Origin of the sequence: Variovorax sp. YR566 (assembly GCF_051992195.1) — a bacterium.
Taxonomy (GTDB): Bacteria; Pseudomonadota; Gammaproteobacteria; order Burkholderiales; family Burkholderiaceae_C; genus Variovorax.
Genome location: NZ_CP197092.1, coordinates 3,943,254 through 3,958,460, shown reverse-complemented (window position 1 = coordinate 3,958,460; position 15,207 = coordinate 3,943,254). Strand labels below are relative to the sequence as shown.

The window sequence follows — 15,207 nt, the reverse complement described above, 5'->3', positions numbered from 1 at the left end:
GTTCTACAACCTCTCGCCCGCGCGATTCTTTGCCCTGAATTAGCACCAGCCGGGCGCTGACCCCACGCCTGCACCGATCACCGCCCTTGGCGACAATCGGTTCAATGCGTTCTTCCCCTTTCTTCAAGATGGCCCTGCTGCTGGGCCTGCTCTCGGCCATCGGGCCTTTCGCCATCGACATGTACCTGCCGGCGCTGCCGGCCATCGGGCAGAGCCTGCACGCCGACATTGGCGCGGTGCAGATGAGCCTCACGGCGTTCTTCCTGTCGCTCGGTGCGGGTCAGCTGCTGTACGGGCCAATCTCCGACATGGTGGGCCGCAAGCCGCCGCTGCATGCGGGACTGCTGCTGTTCGCGCTCGCCAGCGTGGGCTGCGCGATGGCTACCGACATCCAGACGCTGATCGTGCTGCGCTTCGTCCAGGGCCTGGGCGCAGCGGCCGGCATGGCGATTCCGCGCGCCGTGGTGCGCGACCTGCACACCGGCACCGATGCCGCGCGGCTGATGTCGCTGCTGATGCTGGTGTTCAGCGTGTCGCCGATCCTTGCGCCGCTTGCGGGCAGTGCGGTAATCGCGGTTGCCGGATGGCGCGGCGTGTTCTGGGCCGTGACCATCGCGGCCGTGGCGGGCCTGGCGATGATGATCAGGCTGCTCGATGAAACGCGTCCGGCCTCGGAGCGCGTCGAAAGCAGCCTCGGCAGCGCGCTGTCGGCCTACTGGCTGCTGTTGCGCGACAAGCATTACCTCGGGCTGGTGTTCATCGGCAGCTTCGCAATGGCGGGCTTTTTCACCTACCTGGCGAATTCGTCGTTCGTGATGATCGACCACTATGGCCTGTCGCCCGCGCTCTACAGCGTGGCCTTCGGAGTGAACGCGGCGGCCTTCATCGCGGCCTCGCAGTTCACCGGCTCGCTGGGCGAACGCTACGGGCTGGTCAACCTCGTCAAGTTCGGCGTGGTGTGCTGCGGCGTGGCAATGGTCGCGATGTTCGTCTACTTCGCGATGGGCGGCGACAACATCTGGGTGCTCATCGTCCTGTACTTCATCGCCTCGGGCTTCATGGGCCTGGTGATTCCGACCACCGGCGTGCTGGCGCTCGAGATGCACGGCGCCATCGCGGGTACGGCCTCGGCGCTGCTGGGCACGCTGCAGATGCTGACGGGCGCACTGGCAATGGCGGTGGTGGGTCTCTTCACCGACGGCCGGCCGCTGCCAATGGTGGCCGGCATGGCCGGCGGCGCGCTCATCGCGCTGGTGCTGACCTGGCTCACGCTGGGCGGCGTGCGTTCCGAGCCCACTGAAAAGACAGGAAGGGCGCAGCAAGCCTGATGAATACGGTACACGCTGGCGCCGGGCTCCCGGTGACCAAAGACAACAACACAGTCCACAAGCCCATTGACGGGCTGGCCCAGCCGGAGCGCGGCTGGGCGATGCTGGTCATCATCCTCGGGCTGATCGTGGCGGTGCTCGACGGCACCATCGTCAACCTGGCGCTGCCGGGCATCGCCCGTGAGCTGCAGGCCAGCCCGTCGCAGGCGATCTGGGTGGTCAATGCGTACCAGATCGCCACGCTGGTGATGCTGCTGCCGCTGGCTTCGCTGGGCGATCTCGTGGGCTACCGGCGCGTGTACCTGGTCGGGATGGCGGTGTTCACGTTGTCGTCGCTGGCTGCCACCTTTGCGAATTCGCTCGGCACGCTGATCGCGGCGCGCGCCTTCCAGGGGCTGGGCGCGGCCGGCATCATGAGCGTGAACGCGGCGCTGGTGCGACTGACGTATCCGTCGGCTCAGCTGGGCAAGGGCATGGCCATCAACTCGCTGGTGGTGGCCACATCGTCGGTGGCCGGGCCTTCGGTGGCGGCGGCCATTTTGTCGGTGGCATCGTGGCCGTGGCTCTTCGCCATCAACGTGCCGCTGGGCCTTGTCACCTTCGCGCTGGGCATGAAGGCGCTGCCGTTCAATCGCGTGGCACCGGCGGCCGGACTGCGCTTCTCGCCGATCGACGTGGCGCTCAACGTGCTGATGTTCTCGCTGGTGTTCCTGGGCGTCGACCGGCTCGGCGTGCGCGAAGGAGCGGTGCAGGGCGCCACTGGTTCACACGCTTCGGCGTGGGGCATCCTGCTGGCGGGCTTGGTCGTCGGCTTTATCTACCTGCAGCGCCAGCGCAAGCAGGCGGTGCCGTTGTTCCCCATCGACCTGCTGCGCATTCCGGTGTTCGCACTGTCGATGGGTACTTCGGTCGCCGCGTTCTGCGCGCAGATGCTGGCCTACATCGCGCTGCCTTTCCTGCTGCTGGACGTGTACGGCCGCAGCCACATCGAGGCCGGGTTGCTGATCACGGCGTGGCCGCTGGCCATCGTGGTGATGGCGCCCATCGCAGGAAAGCTGATCGGCCGCTATCCCGACGGGCTGCTGGGCGGCATCGGGCTGGGCCTGCTGGCTATGGGCCTGGCGCTGCTGGCGGCGCTGCCGGCAAATCCGGGCAATGCCGACATCGCGTGGCGCATGGCGCTGTGCGGGCTGGGTTTCGGGCTGTTCCAGTCGCCCAACAACCACACCATCGTGACTTCGCCGCCGGCGCACCGCAGCGGTGCGGCCAGCGGCATGCTCGGCACGGCGCGGCTGACCGGCCAGACGCTGGGCGCAGTGGTGCTGGCGGGCGTTTTCAGTGTCTGGAGCCCGCATGGAGGCCACGGCCCCGTGGTGGCGCTGGTGCTGGCGGCCAGCTGTGCCGCGGTGGCAGCGGTTTTCAGCACGCTGCGCCTGAAGACGACAAGCCCGGGCGGCTGAATGAGTTAGGGTACTCACCTATGAAGGAAGTACCTGATACGGTGGTCTGCCCGGGTTGCGATGCGGTCTACAGCCGTGCGCCCCTGCATCCCCGCGACGTGGCGCACTGCCCGCGCTGCGGCACAGAGCTCGGCCGGCACCCCGGCCAGCAGGAGCGCCGCATCCTTCCGCTGACGGTGGCCTGCCTGATCATGTTCGCCATTGCGAACCTGTTTCCCATCGTCGAGATCGAGCTCCAGGGCCTGCGCAGCCAGACCACGCTGGCCGGCGCGGTGATAGCGCTCAGCGCCGAGGGCATGTCGGTGGTGGCGCTGCTGGTGCTGGCCACGACCATTCTTTTTCCCTTTCTGCAGCTGTGCATCCTCGCGTACCTGCTGATTCCGCTGAGCCGCGAGCACCGGCCCGTGGGCTTCGCACTGCTGGTGCGGGCCATGCAGTCGCTGCGGCCCTGGGGAATGATCGAAGTGTTCCTGCTCGGGGTGCTGGTGGCCATCGTCAAGCTGTCGAGCATGGCAAGCGTGGTGCCGGGGCCGGCGCTGTGGGCCTTCATGGCGCTGACGGTCATGCTGACGGCTGTGCTGTCGTTCAACCCGGGCGCGTTCTGGGAAATGACCTTCCGCCCGAAGGACGAACCCAAGACTGAAGAAGACGGGGCTTCGGCATGAAGCTGCCTGCCTTCCTCGAGCGGCACGAGCATCACGACGAAGACGCGCCGGTTCCCACCGCCGCCTCGCTCGGCCTCATGGCCTGCCCGCATTGCGCCGCCGTCTGGAAAGACGCCGAGGAAGGCGACGCCTGCGGCCGCTGTGGCACGCACCTGCACACCCGCAAGCGGCAGAGCCTGAACCGCACATGGGCCTTCCTCATAGCGGCCTGCATGATGTATATACCGGCCAACCTGCTGCCGGTGATGATCACGCGCACGCTGTTCGGCGCGCAGTACGACACCATCCTGAGCGGGGTGATCTATTTCTGGGTGTCGGGCGCCTACGGGCTGGCGGCCATCGTCTTCATTGCGAGCTTTCTGGTGCCGCTGTTCAAGCTGGCGGTGCTTTTCTTGCTCGTGGTGCTGGCGCAGCGCGGCAGCACCTGGCGCCGGCGGGAGCGGGCCAAGCTGTATCACATCATCGAAGTGATCGGCCGCTGGTCGATGCTCGACGTGTTCGTGGTGTCGCTGCTGACCGGGCTGGTGCAGATCCAGGGCTTCGCGGTCATCACCGCGGGCGTGGGCATCGCGGCCTTCGGGTCGGTGGTGGTGCTGACCATGCTGGCTTCGCTGAGCTTCGACCCGAAGCTCACGTGGGACAGCAGGGAGGCGCAGGCCACCCTGCAGGAGAACGAAGTTGCGCAGGGACATGAAAACAGGGACGAGAAACCAGCATGAGTGAAGAAGACCAACCCCAGGACAAACCGGCGCCGTCCGCACAGCCCCCGCTGCCAAAGCCGCGCGTGGTGCGCCGGCGCGAATGGCTGCCCTCGCTGATCTGGCTGATTCCCATCGTGGCAGCGCTGGTCGGCATCACGCTCGTGGCCCGCATCCTGCTGGAGCGCGGCCCTGAAGTGGTGCTGACCTTCAAGACCGCCGAAGGCCTGGAGGCAGGCAAGACCGCCGTCAAGTACAAGGACGTGCAGATCGGCCTCGTCACCCATCTTCGGCTGGCGCGCGACCGCTCGCACGTGCGCGTGCTGGTGCAGTTCAACAAGGAGGCCGAGAGCTTCACCGCCTCGGACTCGCGCTTCTGGGTGGTTCGGCCACGGCTCGACACATCGGGCATCTCGGGCCTCAACACCTTGCTGTCGGGCGCCTACATCGGCGCCGACGCGGGCGTGTCGAAGGACACCGCGGGCGAGTTCACCGGGCTCGAAACCCCGCCCATCGTCACGCGCGACGACTCCGGCAAGCAGTTCCTGCTGCGCGCCAACGACGTGGGCTCGCTCGACGTTGGCTCGCCGGTGTACTTCCGGCGCGTCAAGGTCGGGCAGGTGGCCGCCTACGAACTCGACGGCGACGGGCGCGGCGTGACCATGCGCGTCTTCGTCAATTCGCCCTACGACAAGTTCGTGGGCATGAACACGCGCTTCTGGCAGGCCAGCGGCATCGACGCGCAGTTGAGCGCCAGCGGCTTCACGCTGCGCACGCAGTCGCTGGCAACCATCCTGCTCGGCGGCATCGCCTTCCAGGCACCCGACGACGCGATGGGCCCGGTCGCCAAGGAGAACGCTGCCTTCACGCTGGCACAGGACGAAGCTGCCGCCATGAAGGAGCCCGACGGGCCTTCGCAAACCTTGCTGATGTACTTCAACCAGTCGCTGCGCGGCCTCACACCGGGCGCTCCGGTGGACTTCCGCGGCGTGGTGATCGGCGAGGTCAAGTCGATCGGCGTCGAGTTCGACCGCGCCGAGCGCGAGTTCCGCATGCCGGTGCTGGTGCAGGTCTACCCCGATCGCCTGCGCCGCCGAGCCGGCGAAAGCGGCGTTGAATCTCGTGCCACGCAGCAGGAGCGGCTGCGCTTCCTGGCCGAGAAGGGCCTGCGCGCCCAGTTGCGCAACGGCAACCTGCTGACCGGCCAGGTGTATGTGGCGCTCGACTTCTTCCCGAAGGCGCCGCCGGCAAAGATCGACCTGAACAAGAGCCCGATCGAGCTGCCCACAGTGGCCAACAGCCTCGACGAGATCCAGTCGCAGGTGCAGGAAATCGCGACCAAGCTCAACAAGGTGCCGTACGAGCAGATTGCAGGCGACCTGCGCACCACGCTCGCCACGCTCAACAAGACGCTGACGGCCACCGAGCAGACGGTGACCCGCATCAACAGCGACGTCACCCCCGAGCTGGCCGCGGCCATGAAGGACGTGCGCAAGACCGTGAACAGTGCCGAGCGAACGCTGGCCGACGATTCGCCGCTGCAGCAGGACATGCGCCAGACGCTGCAGGAGCTGACGCGCGCCGCGGGCTCAGTGCGCGTGCTGACCGACTACCTCGAACGCCACCCCGAGTCGCTGCTGCGCGGCAAACCGGACGACAAGAAATGAAGAAGAACCACCACCTCGCATTCGTGGCGGCGGCAACGCTGGCCGTGCTTGCAGCAGGCTGCGCGAGCAAGCCCGACAACTACTACACGCTGGCGAGCCCGGTGGCCGCCGCCGAAGCAGCACCTTCGACGCTCGGCAGTGCCGCGCCGCTGTACATCGAGCTCGCGCCCGTGGCCGTGCCCGAGCGCTTCGCGCGGCCGCAGATGGTGGTGCGCCAGCCCAACGGCAGCGTGCAGGTCGAGGTGCTGGAGCAGCACCGCTGGGCGGCGTCATTCGAGAACGAGTTGCGCGATGCGCTGGCCAGCGGCATTGCCGGGCGGCTGGGTGCGCTCGACGTGACCAAGGGCGGCCGGCAGAGCTCGCAGCCGGTGTGGCGCATCGCGGTGCAGCTGCAGCAGTTCGACGCGGTCGATGGCGGGCGTGTCGATGCGAGCTTCAACTGGACGCTGCGGCGCTCGGACGAGGCGCGCACGGTGGTGTGCCAGCTGAACCTCGGCGAGGCCGTGGGCAGCGGGATGGACGCGGTGGCGCAAGGGGCGCAGCGCGTGACCTCGGCGGCCGCCGCGGCGATGGCGCGCAGCGTGAGTGCGGCGCGTGCGAATCCCGCCGCTACCGCCTGCACGACGACCTGATCAATCTTCCCCCGGTGGGGAAGGAGCAAGACGGAATCCCATAAGAAGGAGACCCCCATGGCACAGATCGGCAAGGTGCCCAGCGACCACACGCTGATCCTGCATGGCGCCCGTGCGGAAGAGGGGGCCTGTCCCGAGGCCTCCAAGCCATGGGTGCTGGCCGCGGCCGTCGTGGGTTCGAGCATGGCCTTCATCGACGGCACGGTGGTCAACGTGGCACTACCGGCCATCCAGGCCGACCTGCTCGCCACGGCCTTCCAGGCGCAATGGGTGGTCGAGTCTTACGCCTTGCTGCTGGCGGCGCTGCTGCTCGTAGGCGGCGCGCTGGGCGATCACTATGGCCGGCGGCGCATCTTCGCGATCGGCGTCGGCATCTTCGCCTTGTCTTCGGTGGCCTGCGGGCTTGCGGCCAACGTGCAGCAGCTCATTGCGGCGCGCGCGGTGCAGGGCATCGGCGGTGCGCTGCTGGTGCCGGGCAGCCTCGCGCTCATCAGCGCGGCCTTTCCCGAGAAAGAGCGTGGCAAGGCCATCGGCACGTGGTCGGGCTTCAGCGGCATCACCGCGGCCGTGGGGCCGGTGCTGGGCGGCTTCCTGGTCGATCACTTCTCGTGGACCTGGGCTTTTCTCATCAACGTGCCGATGGCACTGCTGGTTCTGTGGATCGTCTGGCGCCACGTGCCTGAGAGCCGAGGCGCATCGGCCAGCGGCGGGCTCGACGTGTGGGGCGCGATGCTGGCGACGGCCGGTCTCGGCGGCATCGTCTATGCCTTCATCGAGGCGCCGACGCAGGGCTGGGGTTCGCCGGCCGTACTCGCGGCGCTGGTCATCGGCGTGCTGGGCAGCGCGGGTTTCATCGCAGTCGAGCGCAAGGTGCGAACGCCGATGCTGCCGCTGGGGCTGCTGCGCATTGGCAACTTCAGCGGAGCCAATCTGCTGACGCTGCTGCTCTATGCGGCACTGGGCGGCGGGCTCTATTTCTTTCCGCTCAACCTGATCCAGGTGCAGGGCTACTCGGCCACCGTGGCGGGGGCGGCGCTGCTGCCGTTCATCTTCATCATGTTCGCGCTCTCGGGCTGGGCCGGGCAGCTGGTCGACCGTTTCGGGCCGCGCATGCCGCTGGTCATCGGGCCCTCGATTGCGGCGGTGGGCTTTGCGCTGTTCGCGCTGCCGGGCGTGGGGGCGAGTTACTGGAGCGGCTTTCTGCCGGCCGTGGTGGTGCTGGGCTTCGGCATGACGGTGACGGTGGCGCCGCTGACGACCACGGTCATGAATGCGGTCGGGCCCGACCTGGCGGGCGTGGCCTCTGGCGTGAACAACGCCGTGTCGCGCGCGGCGGCGGTGTTGGCGATTGCCGTGTTCGGCGCGATCATGGCCTGGGCCTTCGACGCGGCGCTGGCGAACAACCTGCGCGAGATGGGCGCCTCGGCGCAGGTGTCGGCTTTTCTGGAAGGCGAGCGCAGCAAGCTGGCCGGCGCGGCGCTGCCGCCGGGCGTGGATGCCGCCACGGCGGCAGCCGTCAAGCGGGCCGTGGCCGAATCTTTCGTCGCAGGCTTTCGCTGGGTGATGCTGTTGAGCGCCGGGCTGGCCGTGCTGAGTGCGGTGAGCGCGTGGCTGATGATCCGGGGCACTCCCGCCGCAGGAGGTTCGGACAGCAAGAGCTAAGGAGACAAGTCGATGCAGGAAGAAGAGCGACAGCAGGTGCAGCACGTCGATGTCCTGATCGTCGGCGCCGGCCTCTCGGGCATTGGCGCCGGCTACCACCTGCAGGCGAACTGCCCGAGTCGAAGCTACGCCATCCTCGAAGGGCGGGAGCGCAGCGGCGGCACGTGGGACCTGTTTCGCTATCCGGGCGTGCGTTCGGATTCCGACATGTACACGCTGGGCTATTCGTTCCGGCCGTGGGCGAGCGCGAAGTCCATTGCCGATGGGCCCACGATCCTGAACTACCTGCGCGAGACGGCGGCGCAGCATGGCATCGACCGAAAGGTCCGCCTCAACCATCGCGTGATGCGCGCCTCCTGGTCGACGGCCGATGCGTGCTGGAGTGTCGATGTCGAGCATGGCCCCGAGCGCCTTCCGCTACGGGTGCGCTGCAACTTTCTCTTCCTGTGCAGCGGCTACTACAGGTACGAAGCCGGCTACACGCCCGAGTTTGCGGGCATCGGCGACTACACGGGCCGCGTCGTCCATCCGCAGCACTGGCCCGAAGACCTCGACTGCAGCGGCAAGCGGGTGGTCGTGATCGGCAGCGGCGCAACCGCGATGACGCTGGTGCCGGCCTTGGCAAAGACGGCCGCGCATGTCGTGCTGCTGCAGCGCTCGCCTACCTACGTCGTCGCGCGACCGGCACAGGACCCCATCGCGCACGGGCTGCGGCGCTTTCTGCCGGACAAGCTGGCCTATGGCCTCACACGCTGGAAGAACGTGCTGCTGGCCATGTATTTCTTCAGCCTCGCGCGGCGCAAGCCGGAGCGCGCGAAGCGGATGATCCTCGGCGGCGTGCGGCAGGCTCTCGGCACGGACTACGACATCGCCACGCACTTCACGCCGCGCTACAACCCGTGGGATCAGCGCATCTGCCTCGTGCCCGACGGCGACCTGTTCGCGGCCCTCAACGCAGGGCGCGCCTCGATGGTCACGGATCTGATCGACACCTTCACGCCGCGCGGCATCCGGCTGAAGTCGGGCGCTGAACTGGAGGCCGACGTTGTCGTCACAGCCACCGGCCTCGAACTGCAGGTGCTCGGCGGCGTGCAGCTCGACGTGGACGGCCATCGCGTGGACCCGGCCGCGACCTTCAACTACAAGGGAATGATGTTCAGCGACGTGCCCAACCTGGCCTCGTCGTTCGGCTACACGAACGCATCGTGGACGCTCAAGAGCGACCTGACCTGCGCGTATGTCTGCCGGCTGCTCAATCACATGGAGAAGCACGGCTGCACCCAATGCACGCCGCGCAACGCTGACCCCACGCTGGCACCCGAGCCCTGGCTCGATTTCTCGTCGGGCTACGTGCAGCGCGCGGTGGGCAGGTTCCCGAAGCAGGGTTCGCGCGCGCCGTGGCGGGTGTATCAGAACTACGCGCGCGACCTCGTCAGCCTGCGCTTTGGGGCGGTGGACGATGGGGTGATGGAGTTCTCGAACCCTCGCCGCGCCTAGAAGATTGCGTGCGCAAGCAATCCTCTTTCCAGGGGATGCGGCGAAAAAACCTGCTTTCTAGAATGAAACACACCAAGGAGAGGGAACCGTCATGAAGCAACGAACCGGATGGGTCATGGTCCTGGCGTGCGGCATCGGAGTCTTTGCATCGGGCGCGGCAGCAACGCAGGCGGAGTATGCGATTCGCTGGGATCCATCTCAGGGCGGCCCCAAGACCGCGGCAGAGGCACTCGCTCGGTTGGCGCCGGGCGACAACGACATCGAAACGGACCTCTTCAGGGTGCGCTACGCCAGCGAGGTGAAGGCGCCCACGGACGTTGTCGGCGCAAGGGCCATCCTTCGCGAGCGGGAGCGCACGAGCAAGGCGCGTCACGAGCTGACCTACAAGCTGCGCAGCAACTCGCCGCTGCCTTCGGTGCCCAGCTTTGCAGGCGCCCAGTGCCCGGCGGGTCCGCTGGTTGGGCCGAAGGACGAGACGAAAGACGAAATCGACGTGTCGTTCACCGGCGCGGCAGATCCGGTGCGCGCGTTTTCGCGCAGTTGCACCGTGCAATCGACGAGCGCGCCGCCGCCGATTCCCGAGGCACTGCAAGCCCGCTTCGCGGCTTGCGAAAGCACAACGACACGACTCGGGCTCAAGCGGCGAGGGAATCTCAGGGTCGAGGAATGGCGCCTGCCGGGAGGGCGCGTTGCCATCGAGGCCTCGCGCACGGGCCCCGACACGCCGAGGGCGCTGAAAGCGTTCCGCCGAGAGGTGGTCGAGCCCTTGACCACTGGGAGCAATGCCATCCGACCGCTGTCGCGCAGCAAGACGGACCTGGGCAGCGATTGCGGCGCCTGATGAGCATGCCGCGCGAGTCTGGTGCAAGCCCGGCTAGGGCGCGTGCGCAGGAGAGAGCAGGCTGTCGAGCTCCGTCCACAGCGGATCGCATTGCCCCGCCCTGAACGCGGCGGCCCTGAAGGTCGGATGCTCGCCGTGGTACGTGTCCCAGAGCGTGCGATGTCCGTCCGCCACGCATGCCCGCACATTGGCCAGCCTGTCGGCTGCCTTCACCACCAGCGCCAGTTCTTCGTCGCCCGTTACCTTCGCCAGTGCCGCATAGGTCTTGGCCTTGCGCTCCTTGCGGTTGGCGCCGGGTGCGTCGGTCAGCAGCGCGACGCAGGCGGCCACCAGTTCGCCGAAGCGTGATCGCACATCGGCCACCGTGGCCTCGGTGTCCTCGACCACGTCGTGCAGGTAGCCGATGACGCGCGCCTTGTCGCCGTAAGGCCTGAGCAGGGCGACCACGGCGTCCAGGTGGTGCACGTACGGATGCGGGCCGTACTTCTGGTCGCCATGCATTTCGACGGCATAGGCGCGGGCGGCGTCGGGTGTCGATGAAGTGATGGTGGTCATGCGGCGTCCTGTGGTTTTTCCATTCTGCCTTTGCGGCGGTCTTTACCTCGTTTACGGAGGAAAACACCTATCGGGAGAGCGTTGCCGGCATTCTTGTGTATCGATACAGTAAATCGTTCCACCAAAACGGGCGCACGACCCGACAACCCTCCAGGAGACAAGAAAATGACCTCGCTTTCACGCCGCCGGTTCGTCCAGTCATCGTCCGCCTTGTCGCTTGCCGCGGCGACGGCGGGTTTCTCGCAGCACGCCTTCGCGCAGGAAAAAACCGTGGCGCTGCGGCTGTCGTCGTCCCACGTGGCTGACCTCAATTCGTCGCACTTCGCGTGGGTGCAGCTGATGCAGGCCAACCTGAAGAAGGCGGTGGGCGAGCAGATCCGCATCGACTACTTTCCGAACAACCAGCTGGGCAAGGAAAGCGACGTGGTGCAGCAGGTGAAGGTGGGCTCCATCGACATGATGCTCACGGGCTCTTCGATATGGGCCACGGTAACGCCGCAGCTGGGCATGCTCGACCTGGGCTACCTGTTCGACAGCTACGAGCACGTGGCGCGCGCCGTGGAGGCGGGCGTGGGGCCGAAGCTCAACGACATGCTGGTCAAGAGCACGGGCTGCCAGATCATCACCTGGGGTGCGCACTACGGCGCGCGCAACGTCTACACCAAGCAGCCGGTGAAGGGGCTGGCCGACATCAAGAACGTGAAGCTGCGGGTGCTGCCCACGCCGGCCTTCATCGAGACCTTCAAGATCATGGGCGCGATCCCCACGCCCATTTCCTTCGGCGAGCTCTACATGGCGGCGCAGACCGGCGTGGTCGACGGCTTCGAGCACGACGCGGGCACGGTGCTGGCAAACAAGCTCAACGAGGTGGTCAAGCACTGCTGGATGACCGAGCACCTGTTCAGCCCGATGGTCTGCGTGGCCGGCAAGCGCGCGATGGACCGCGTACCCGCGACGCTGCGCCCGGCCTTCCTGAAGGCCGCGGCCGACTCCACGCTGCAGCAGCGCCAGATCGGCAACGAGCGCACGCAGCAGGTGATGGAAGAGCTGAAGAAGCTCGGCATCACCTTCACGCCCATGGCAAAGAACGAGCGCGACCAGGTCCGCAAGGAAATGGAAACGAAGCTCTGGGCCGGCTTCGCCAAGCAGTACCCGGAGACCGGGCCGCTGTTTGCCGCCATCAACGGCGCCCGGGCCTGAAGCGCCATGTCGAGCATGTCGCTTCCGTTGCAACCCGCGCTTGGCTTCGATGCCAGCCACGCCGCGGGCCGCTGGCTGGCCTGGCTGATGCGCATGACCGAGTACGTGGCCGGCGCGGTGCTGGCCATCGACGTGGTGGTCGTCTTCGTCTCGGTCGTCTTCCGCTACTTCCTGCACGACCCCTTCGACTGGGCGGAGGAGGTGGCGCGCGCGCTGATGGTGATCCAGGTGTTCTTCGGCGCGGCCACGGTGCTGGCGCGGAGCCAGCACGTGGGCGTGGACCTGTTTCGCGGCATGCTGCCGGCGCGCTGGCAGCCGGCGCTGATCCAGTTCGGCAGCTGGATCATCGTGGGCGTGTCGGCGAGCCTCTTCGCCTCGTCGTGCGAGCTGCTGCTCGATTCGTACAACATGACGACCTCCATCGGCCTGCCGCAGTGGATCTACGTGTACCCGGTGGCCATCGGCAGCCTTTTCATGACGCTGTTCGGGCTTGCCAATGCGGTGAACGGGCCTTCGCGCATGGTGTGGTCCACGCTGGGCGTGGGGCTGGCGCTGACGGCGGCGGTGGTGGGCTGGAACACGCTGATGAGCGAGCACGCCATTCCGCCCTGGGCGCTGCTCGTGGCGGGCTTTCTTGGCGGCATGGCGCTGGGCATGCCGATTGCCTTCGTGCTCGCGCTGTCGTCGCTGGTGTTCTTCATGGCCGATCCGTCGCTGCCCATGCTGGTGTATTCGCAGCAGGTGATGGCGGGCACCGACCACTATGTGCTGCTGGCCATTCCGTTCTTCGTGCTGGCCGGACTGCTGATGGAGGCCAACGGCATGTCGTCGCGGCTCATCGAGCTGCTGCTGCGCATGTTCGGGCGGCTGCGCGGCGGGCTGGGGCTCATCACCATCACGGCCACTGCGTTCTTCTCGGGCGTATCGGGCTCCAAGCTGGCGGACATCGCGGCGGTGGGCGGCATCATCATGCCGGCCGTGCGCAGGACGAAGCAGGACCCGAACGAAACCGCCGGCCTGCTGGCGTGCACAGCGGTGATGGCCGAGACCATTCCGCCGTGCATCAACATGATCATCATGGGCTTCGTGGCCAACATCTCGATTGCCGGGCTGTTCATGGCGGGGCTGATTCCGGCCGTGGTGCTGGCGGTGTCGCTGGCGGCGGTGACCATCTACGTGGGCACGAAGATCAACCCCGACGAGGCCTTCGACGTGCGCACGCCCATGTTCCGCCTGCTGGGCGGCGCGCTGGTGGCGCTGGTCATGGTGGCGATGATCGGCAAGGGCGTGACCTCGGGCATCGCGACCTCGACCGAGGTGTCTTCGTTCGCGGTGGTCTATGCGCTGGTGGTGGGCTGGCTGGCTTTTCGCGAGCTCACGGTGAAGTCGGTGGCGCGGCTGTTCGTGCGCTCGGCGTCGATGGCGGGCGGCATCCTGTTCATTGTGGCGGCGGCGTCGAGCTTGTCGTTCGCGCTCACGATCCAGCAGATTCCGCAGTACCTGTCGGAATTCATGATCGGCTTTGCGCACTCGTACGGCAGCACGATGTTCGTGATGCTGTCGGTGCTCATCATGATCGTGTTCGGCGCCATCCTCGAAGGCGCGCCGGCACTCATCATCTTCGGGCCGCTGCTCACGCCCATTGCCTCGCAGCTGGGCGTGAACCCGCTGCACTTCGGCACGGTGATGGTCATTGCCATGGGTTTCGGGCTGTTCGCGCCGCCGGTCGGGCTGGGCCTGTTCGCCACCTGCGCGATCACCGGCACGCAGGTGAAGGACGTGGCGCGGCCGATGATGAAATACCTGGCCGTCTTGTTCGTTACCCTCGTGGTGCTGGTGTTGGTGCCGGCCTTCTCCACGTGGCTGCCGCTGCGCATGGGGATGTGAACGGACCGCAACAAGACAAAGACCAGAGACAACAGGAAGGATGCCGTGAGCAGAATCAGCGATGTCGCCCAGCGGGCGGGGGTGTCGACCAGCACCGTGTCGAACGTGTTGAACGGGCGCAGCGACCGCATGGCCAAGGAGACGCTGGCGCGCGTCGAAACCGCCATCCGCGAGCTCAAGTACCGGCCCAACACCTCGGCGCGGCAGCTCAAGACGGGGTACACGCCGCTGATCGGCCTGCTGGTGCCGTCGATGGCGAACCCGATGTACGGTTTCATCGCCCGCGAGGTGGAAACGCTGGCGCAGGAGCGCTACGGCTTTCGCATCATGATCGGCAACACCTACCGCGACGCCGCCAAGGAAGCGCATTTCTTCGAGGACCTGATGGCGCATGGCGTGCGTGGCGTGATCATCATCTCGTCGCTGGTCGACGAGCAGCACGTGGAGGCCGCCGCCGAGCGTGGGCTGGTGGTGGTGAGCTACGACCGGCGCGCCACGCCCGCCGCATCGGGTGGGGCCTCGGTGATCGACCACGTGACGGTCGACAGCTTCGAGTCGTCGCGCATCGCCACGCAGCACCTGATCGATCAGGGGCATCGCCGGCTGGCTTTCGTCACCCCGTCGGGCCGCACCATGAGCCGCAGCGAGAAGATCAACGGCTTCCTGGCTGCCGCGAAGAGCGCGGGCCTCGAGGGCAGCGCGCAGGTCATCGAAGGCATGCCGGTCGACGAATACGGCGATTCGATGATGAGCGAACTCGGCCGCATGCAGGCCGGGCTCATCGCGAAGTCGAAGAATCGCCCGACCGGCGTGATCGGCGTGAACGACCTGCTGGCCTTCGGCCTGATGGCGGGTTTTCGCGATGCGGGCCTGGAGGTGCCGCAGGACGTATCGGTCATCGGCATCGACAACGTGTTTCTCTCGACGCTGATGCACCCCGCGATGACCTCGGTGCGCGTGCCGGTGCCCGAGATGGCGCAGGTGATGGTCGAGCGGGTGATGAGCCGGCTGTCGGACCCATCGATCTCGACGCAGGAGTTCGTTTTCGCGCCCACGCTGGTGGCGCGCGAATCGGTAGCGCCGCCGCGCGGCTAGTCTTTTTCTTCCCCTGAGCA

At 67.0% G+C, this 15,207-nt stretch carries 13 protein-coding genes; 12 read left to right on the top strand and 1 reads right to left on the bottom strand.

Annotated elements, in window-relative coordinates:
- The first annotated feature begins 104 nt into the window (after positions 1 to 104).
- The 9 genes from ACTG4X_RS18540 (at position 105) to ACTG4X_RS18500 (ending at position 10,450) form a co-directional block, all read left to right on the top strand.
- A complete protein-coding gene (locus ACTG4X_RS18540) occupies positions 105 to 1,328 on the top strand; it encodes a multidrug effflux MFS transporter (RefSeq protein ID WP_440531594.1) in 1,224 nt (407 codons plus the stop codon).
- The gene (locus ACTG4X_RS18535) at positions 1,328 to 2,788 is read left to right on the top strand and encodes an MFS transporter (protein ID WP_440531593.1); all 1,461 of its coding nucleotides are present in this window, start codon (positions 1,328 to 1,330) and stop codon (positions 2,786 to 2,788) included. Before ACTG4X_RS18540 ends, ACTG4X_RS18535 begins: the two co-directional genes overlap by 1 nt.
- Before the next feature lie 20 nt (positions 2,789 to 2,808).
- The gene (locus ACTG4X_RS18530; RefSeq protein ID WP_093074103.1) at positions 2,809 to 3,453 is read left to right on the top strand and encodes a paraquat-inducible protein A; all 645 of its coding nucleotides are present in this window, start codon (positions 2,809 to 2,811) and stop codon (positions 3,451 to 3,453) included.
- Positions 3,450 to 4,172 (top strand): paraquat-inducible protein A, encoded by a 723-nt coding sequence (locus ACTG4X_RS18525; RefSeq protein WP_093056841.1) that lies wholly within the window; start codon positions 3,450 to 3,452, stop codon positions 4,170 to 4,172. Before ACTG4X_RS18530 ends, ACTG4X_RS18525 begins: the two co-directional genes overlap by 4 nt.
- Positions 4,169 to 5,818 (top strand): PqiB family protein, encoded by a 1,650-nt coding sequence (locus ACTG4X_RS18520; protein ID WP_093056840.1) that lies wholly within the window; start codon positions 4,169 to 4,171, stop codon positions 5,816 to 5,818. The genes ACTG4X_RS18525 and ACTG4X_RS18520 overlap by 4 nt, the downstream gene beginning before the upstream one ends.
- Entirely contained in the window at positions 5,815 to 6,450 is a 636-nt protein-coding gene (locus tag ACTG4X_RS18515; RefSeq protein ID WP_440531592.1) for a PqiC family protein, read from the top strand. The genes ACTG4X_RS18520 and ACTG4X_RS18515 overlap by 4 nt, the downstream gene beginning before the upstream one ends.
- Positions 6,451 to 6,507: 57 nt before the next feature.
- Positions 6,508 to 8,112, top strand: coding sequence for an MFS transporter (locus ACTG4X_RS18510; RefSeq protein WP_440531591.1), 1,605 nt, complete (start codon positions 6,508 to 6,510; stop codon positions 8,110 to 8,112).
- A gap of 12 nt (positions 8,113 to 8,124) precedes the next feature.
- Entirely contained in the window at positions 8,125 to 9,609 is a 1,485-nt protein-coding gene (locus ACTG4X_RS18505; protein ID WP_440531590.1) for a flavin-containing monooxygenase, read from the top strand.
- A 91-nt stretch (positions 9,610 to 9,700) separates the two neighbouring features.
- The gene (locus tag ACTG4X_RS18500; protein WP_440531589.1) at positions 9,701 to 10,450 is read left to right on the top strand and encodes a hypothetical protein; all 750 of its coding nucleotides are present in this window, start codon (positions 9,701 to 9,703) and stop codon (positions 10,448 to 10,450) included.
- A gap of 33 nt (positions 10,451 to 10,483) precedes the next feature.
- On the opposite strand, the gene ACTG4X_RS18495 is transcribed toward ACTG4X_RS18500, so the two are convergent.
- Complete coding sequence (locus tag ACTG4X_RS18495) at positions 10,484 to 11,005, bottom strand: HD domain-containing protein (RefSeq protein WP_093074117.1); 522 nt, start codon at positions 11,003 to 11,005, stop codon at positions 10,484 to 10,486.
- A 165-nt stretch (positions 11,006 to 11,170) separates the two neighbouring features.
- Between ACTG4X_RS18495 and ACTG4X_RS18490 the strand changes: the two genes are divergently transcribed.
- The 3 genes from ACTG4X_RS18490 to ACTG4X_RS18480 are packed head-to-tail and all read left to right on the top strand — an operon-like array spanning position 11,171 to position 15,187.
- Entirely contained in the window at positions 11,171 to 12,205 is a 1,035-nt protein-coding gene (locus ACTG4X_RS18490; protein ID WP_093056834.1) for a TRAP transporter substrate-binding protein, read from the top strand.
- A 15-nt stretch (positions 12,206 to 12,220) separates the two neighbouring features.
- Positions 12,221 to 14,092 (top strand): TRAP transporter large permease, encoded by a 1,872-nt coding sequence (locus ACTG4X_RS18485; RefSeq protein ID WP_371127542.1) that lies wholly within the window; start codon positions 12,221 to 12,223, stop codon positions 14,090 to 14,092.
- Positions 14,093 to 14,137: 45 nt separating this feature from the next.
- The gene (locus tag ACTG4X_RS18480; RefSeq protein ID WP_440531588.1) at positions 14,138 to 15,187 is read left to right on the top strand and encodes a LacI family DNA-binding transcriptional regulator; all 1,050 of its coding nucleotides are present in this window, start codon (positions 14,138 to 14,140) and stop codon (positions 15,185 to 15,187) included.
- Positions 15,188 to 15,207 lie beyond the last annotated feature (20 nt).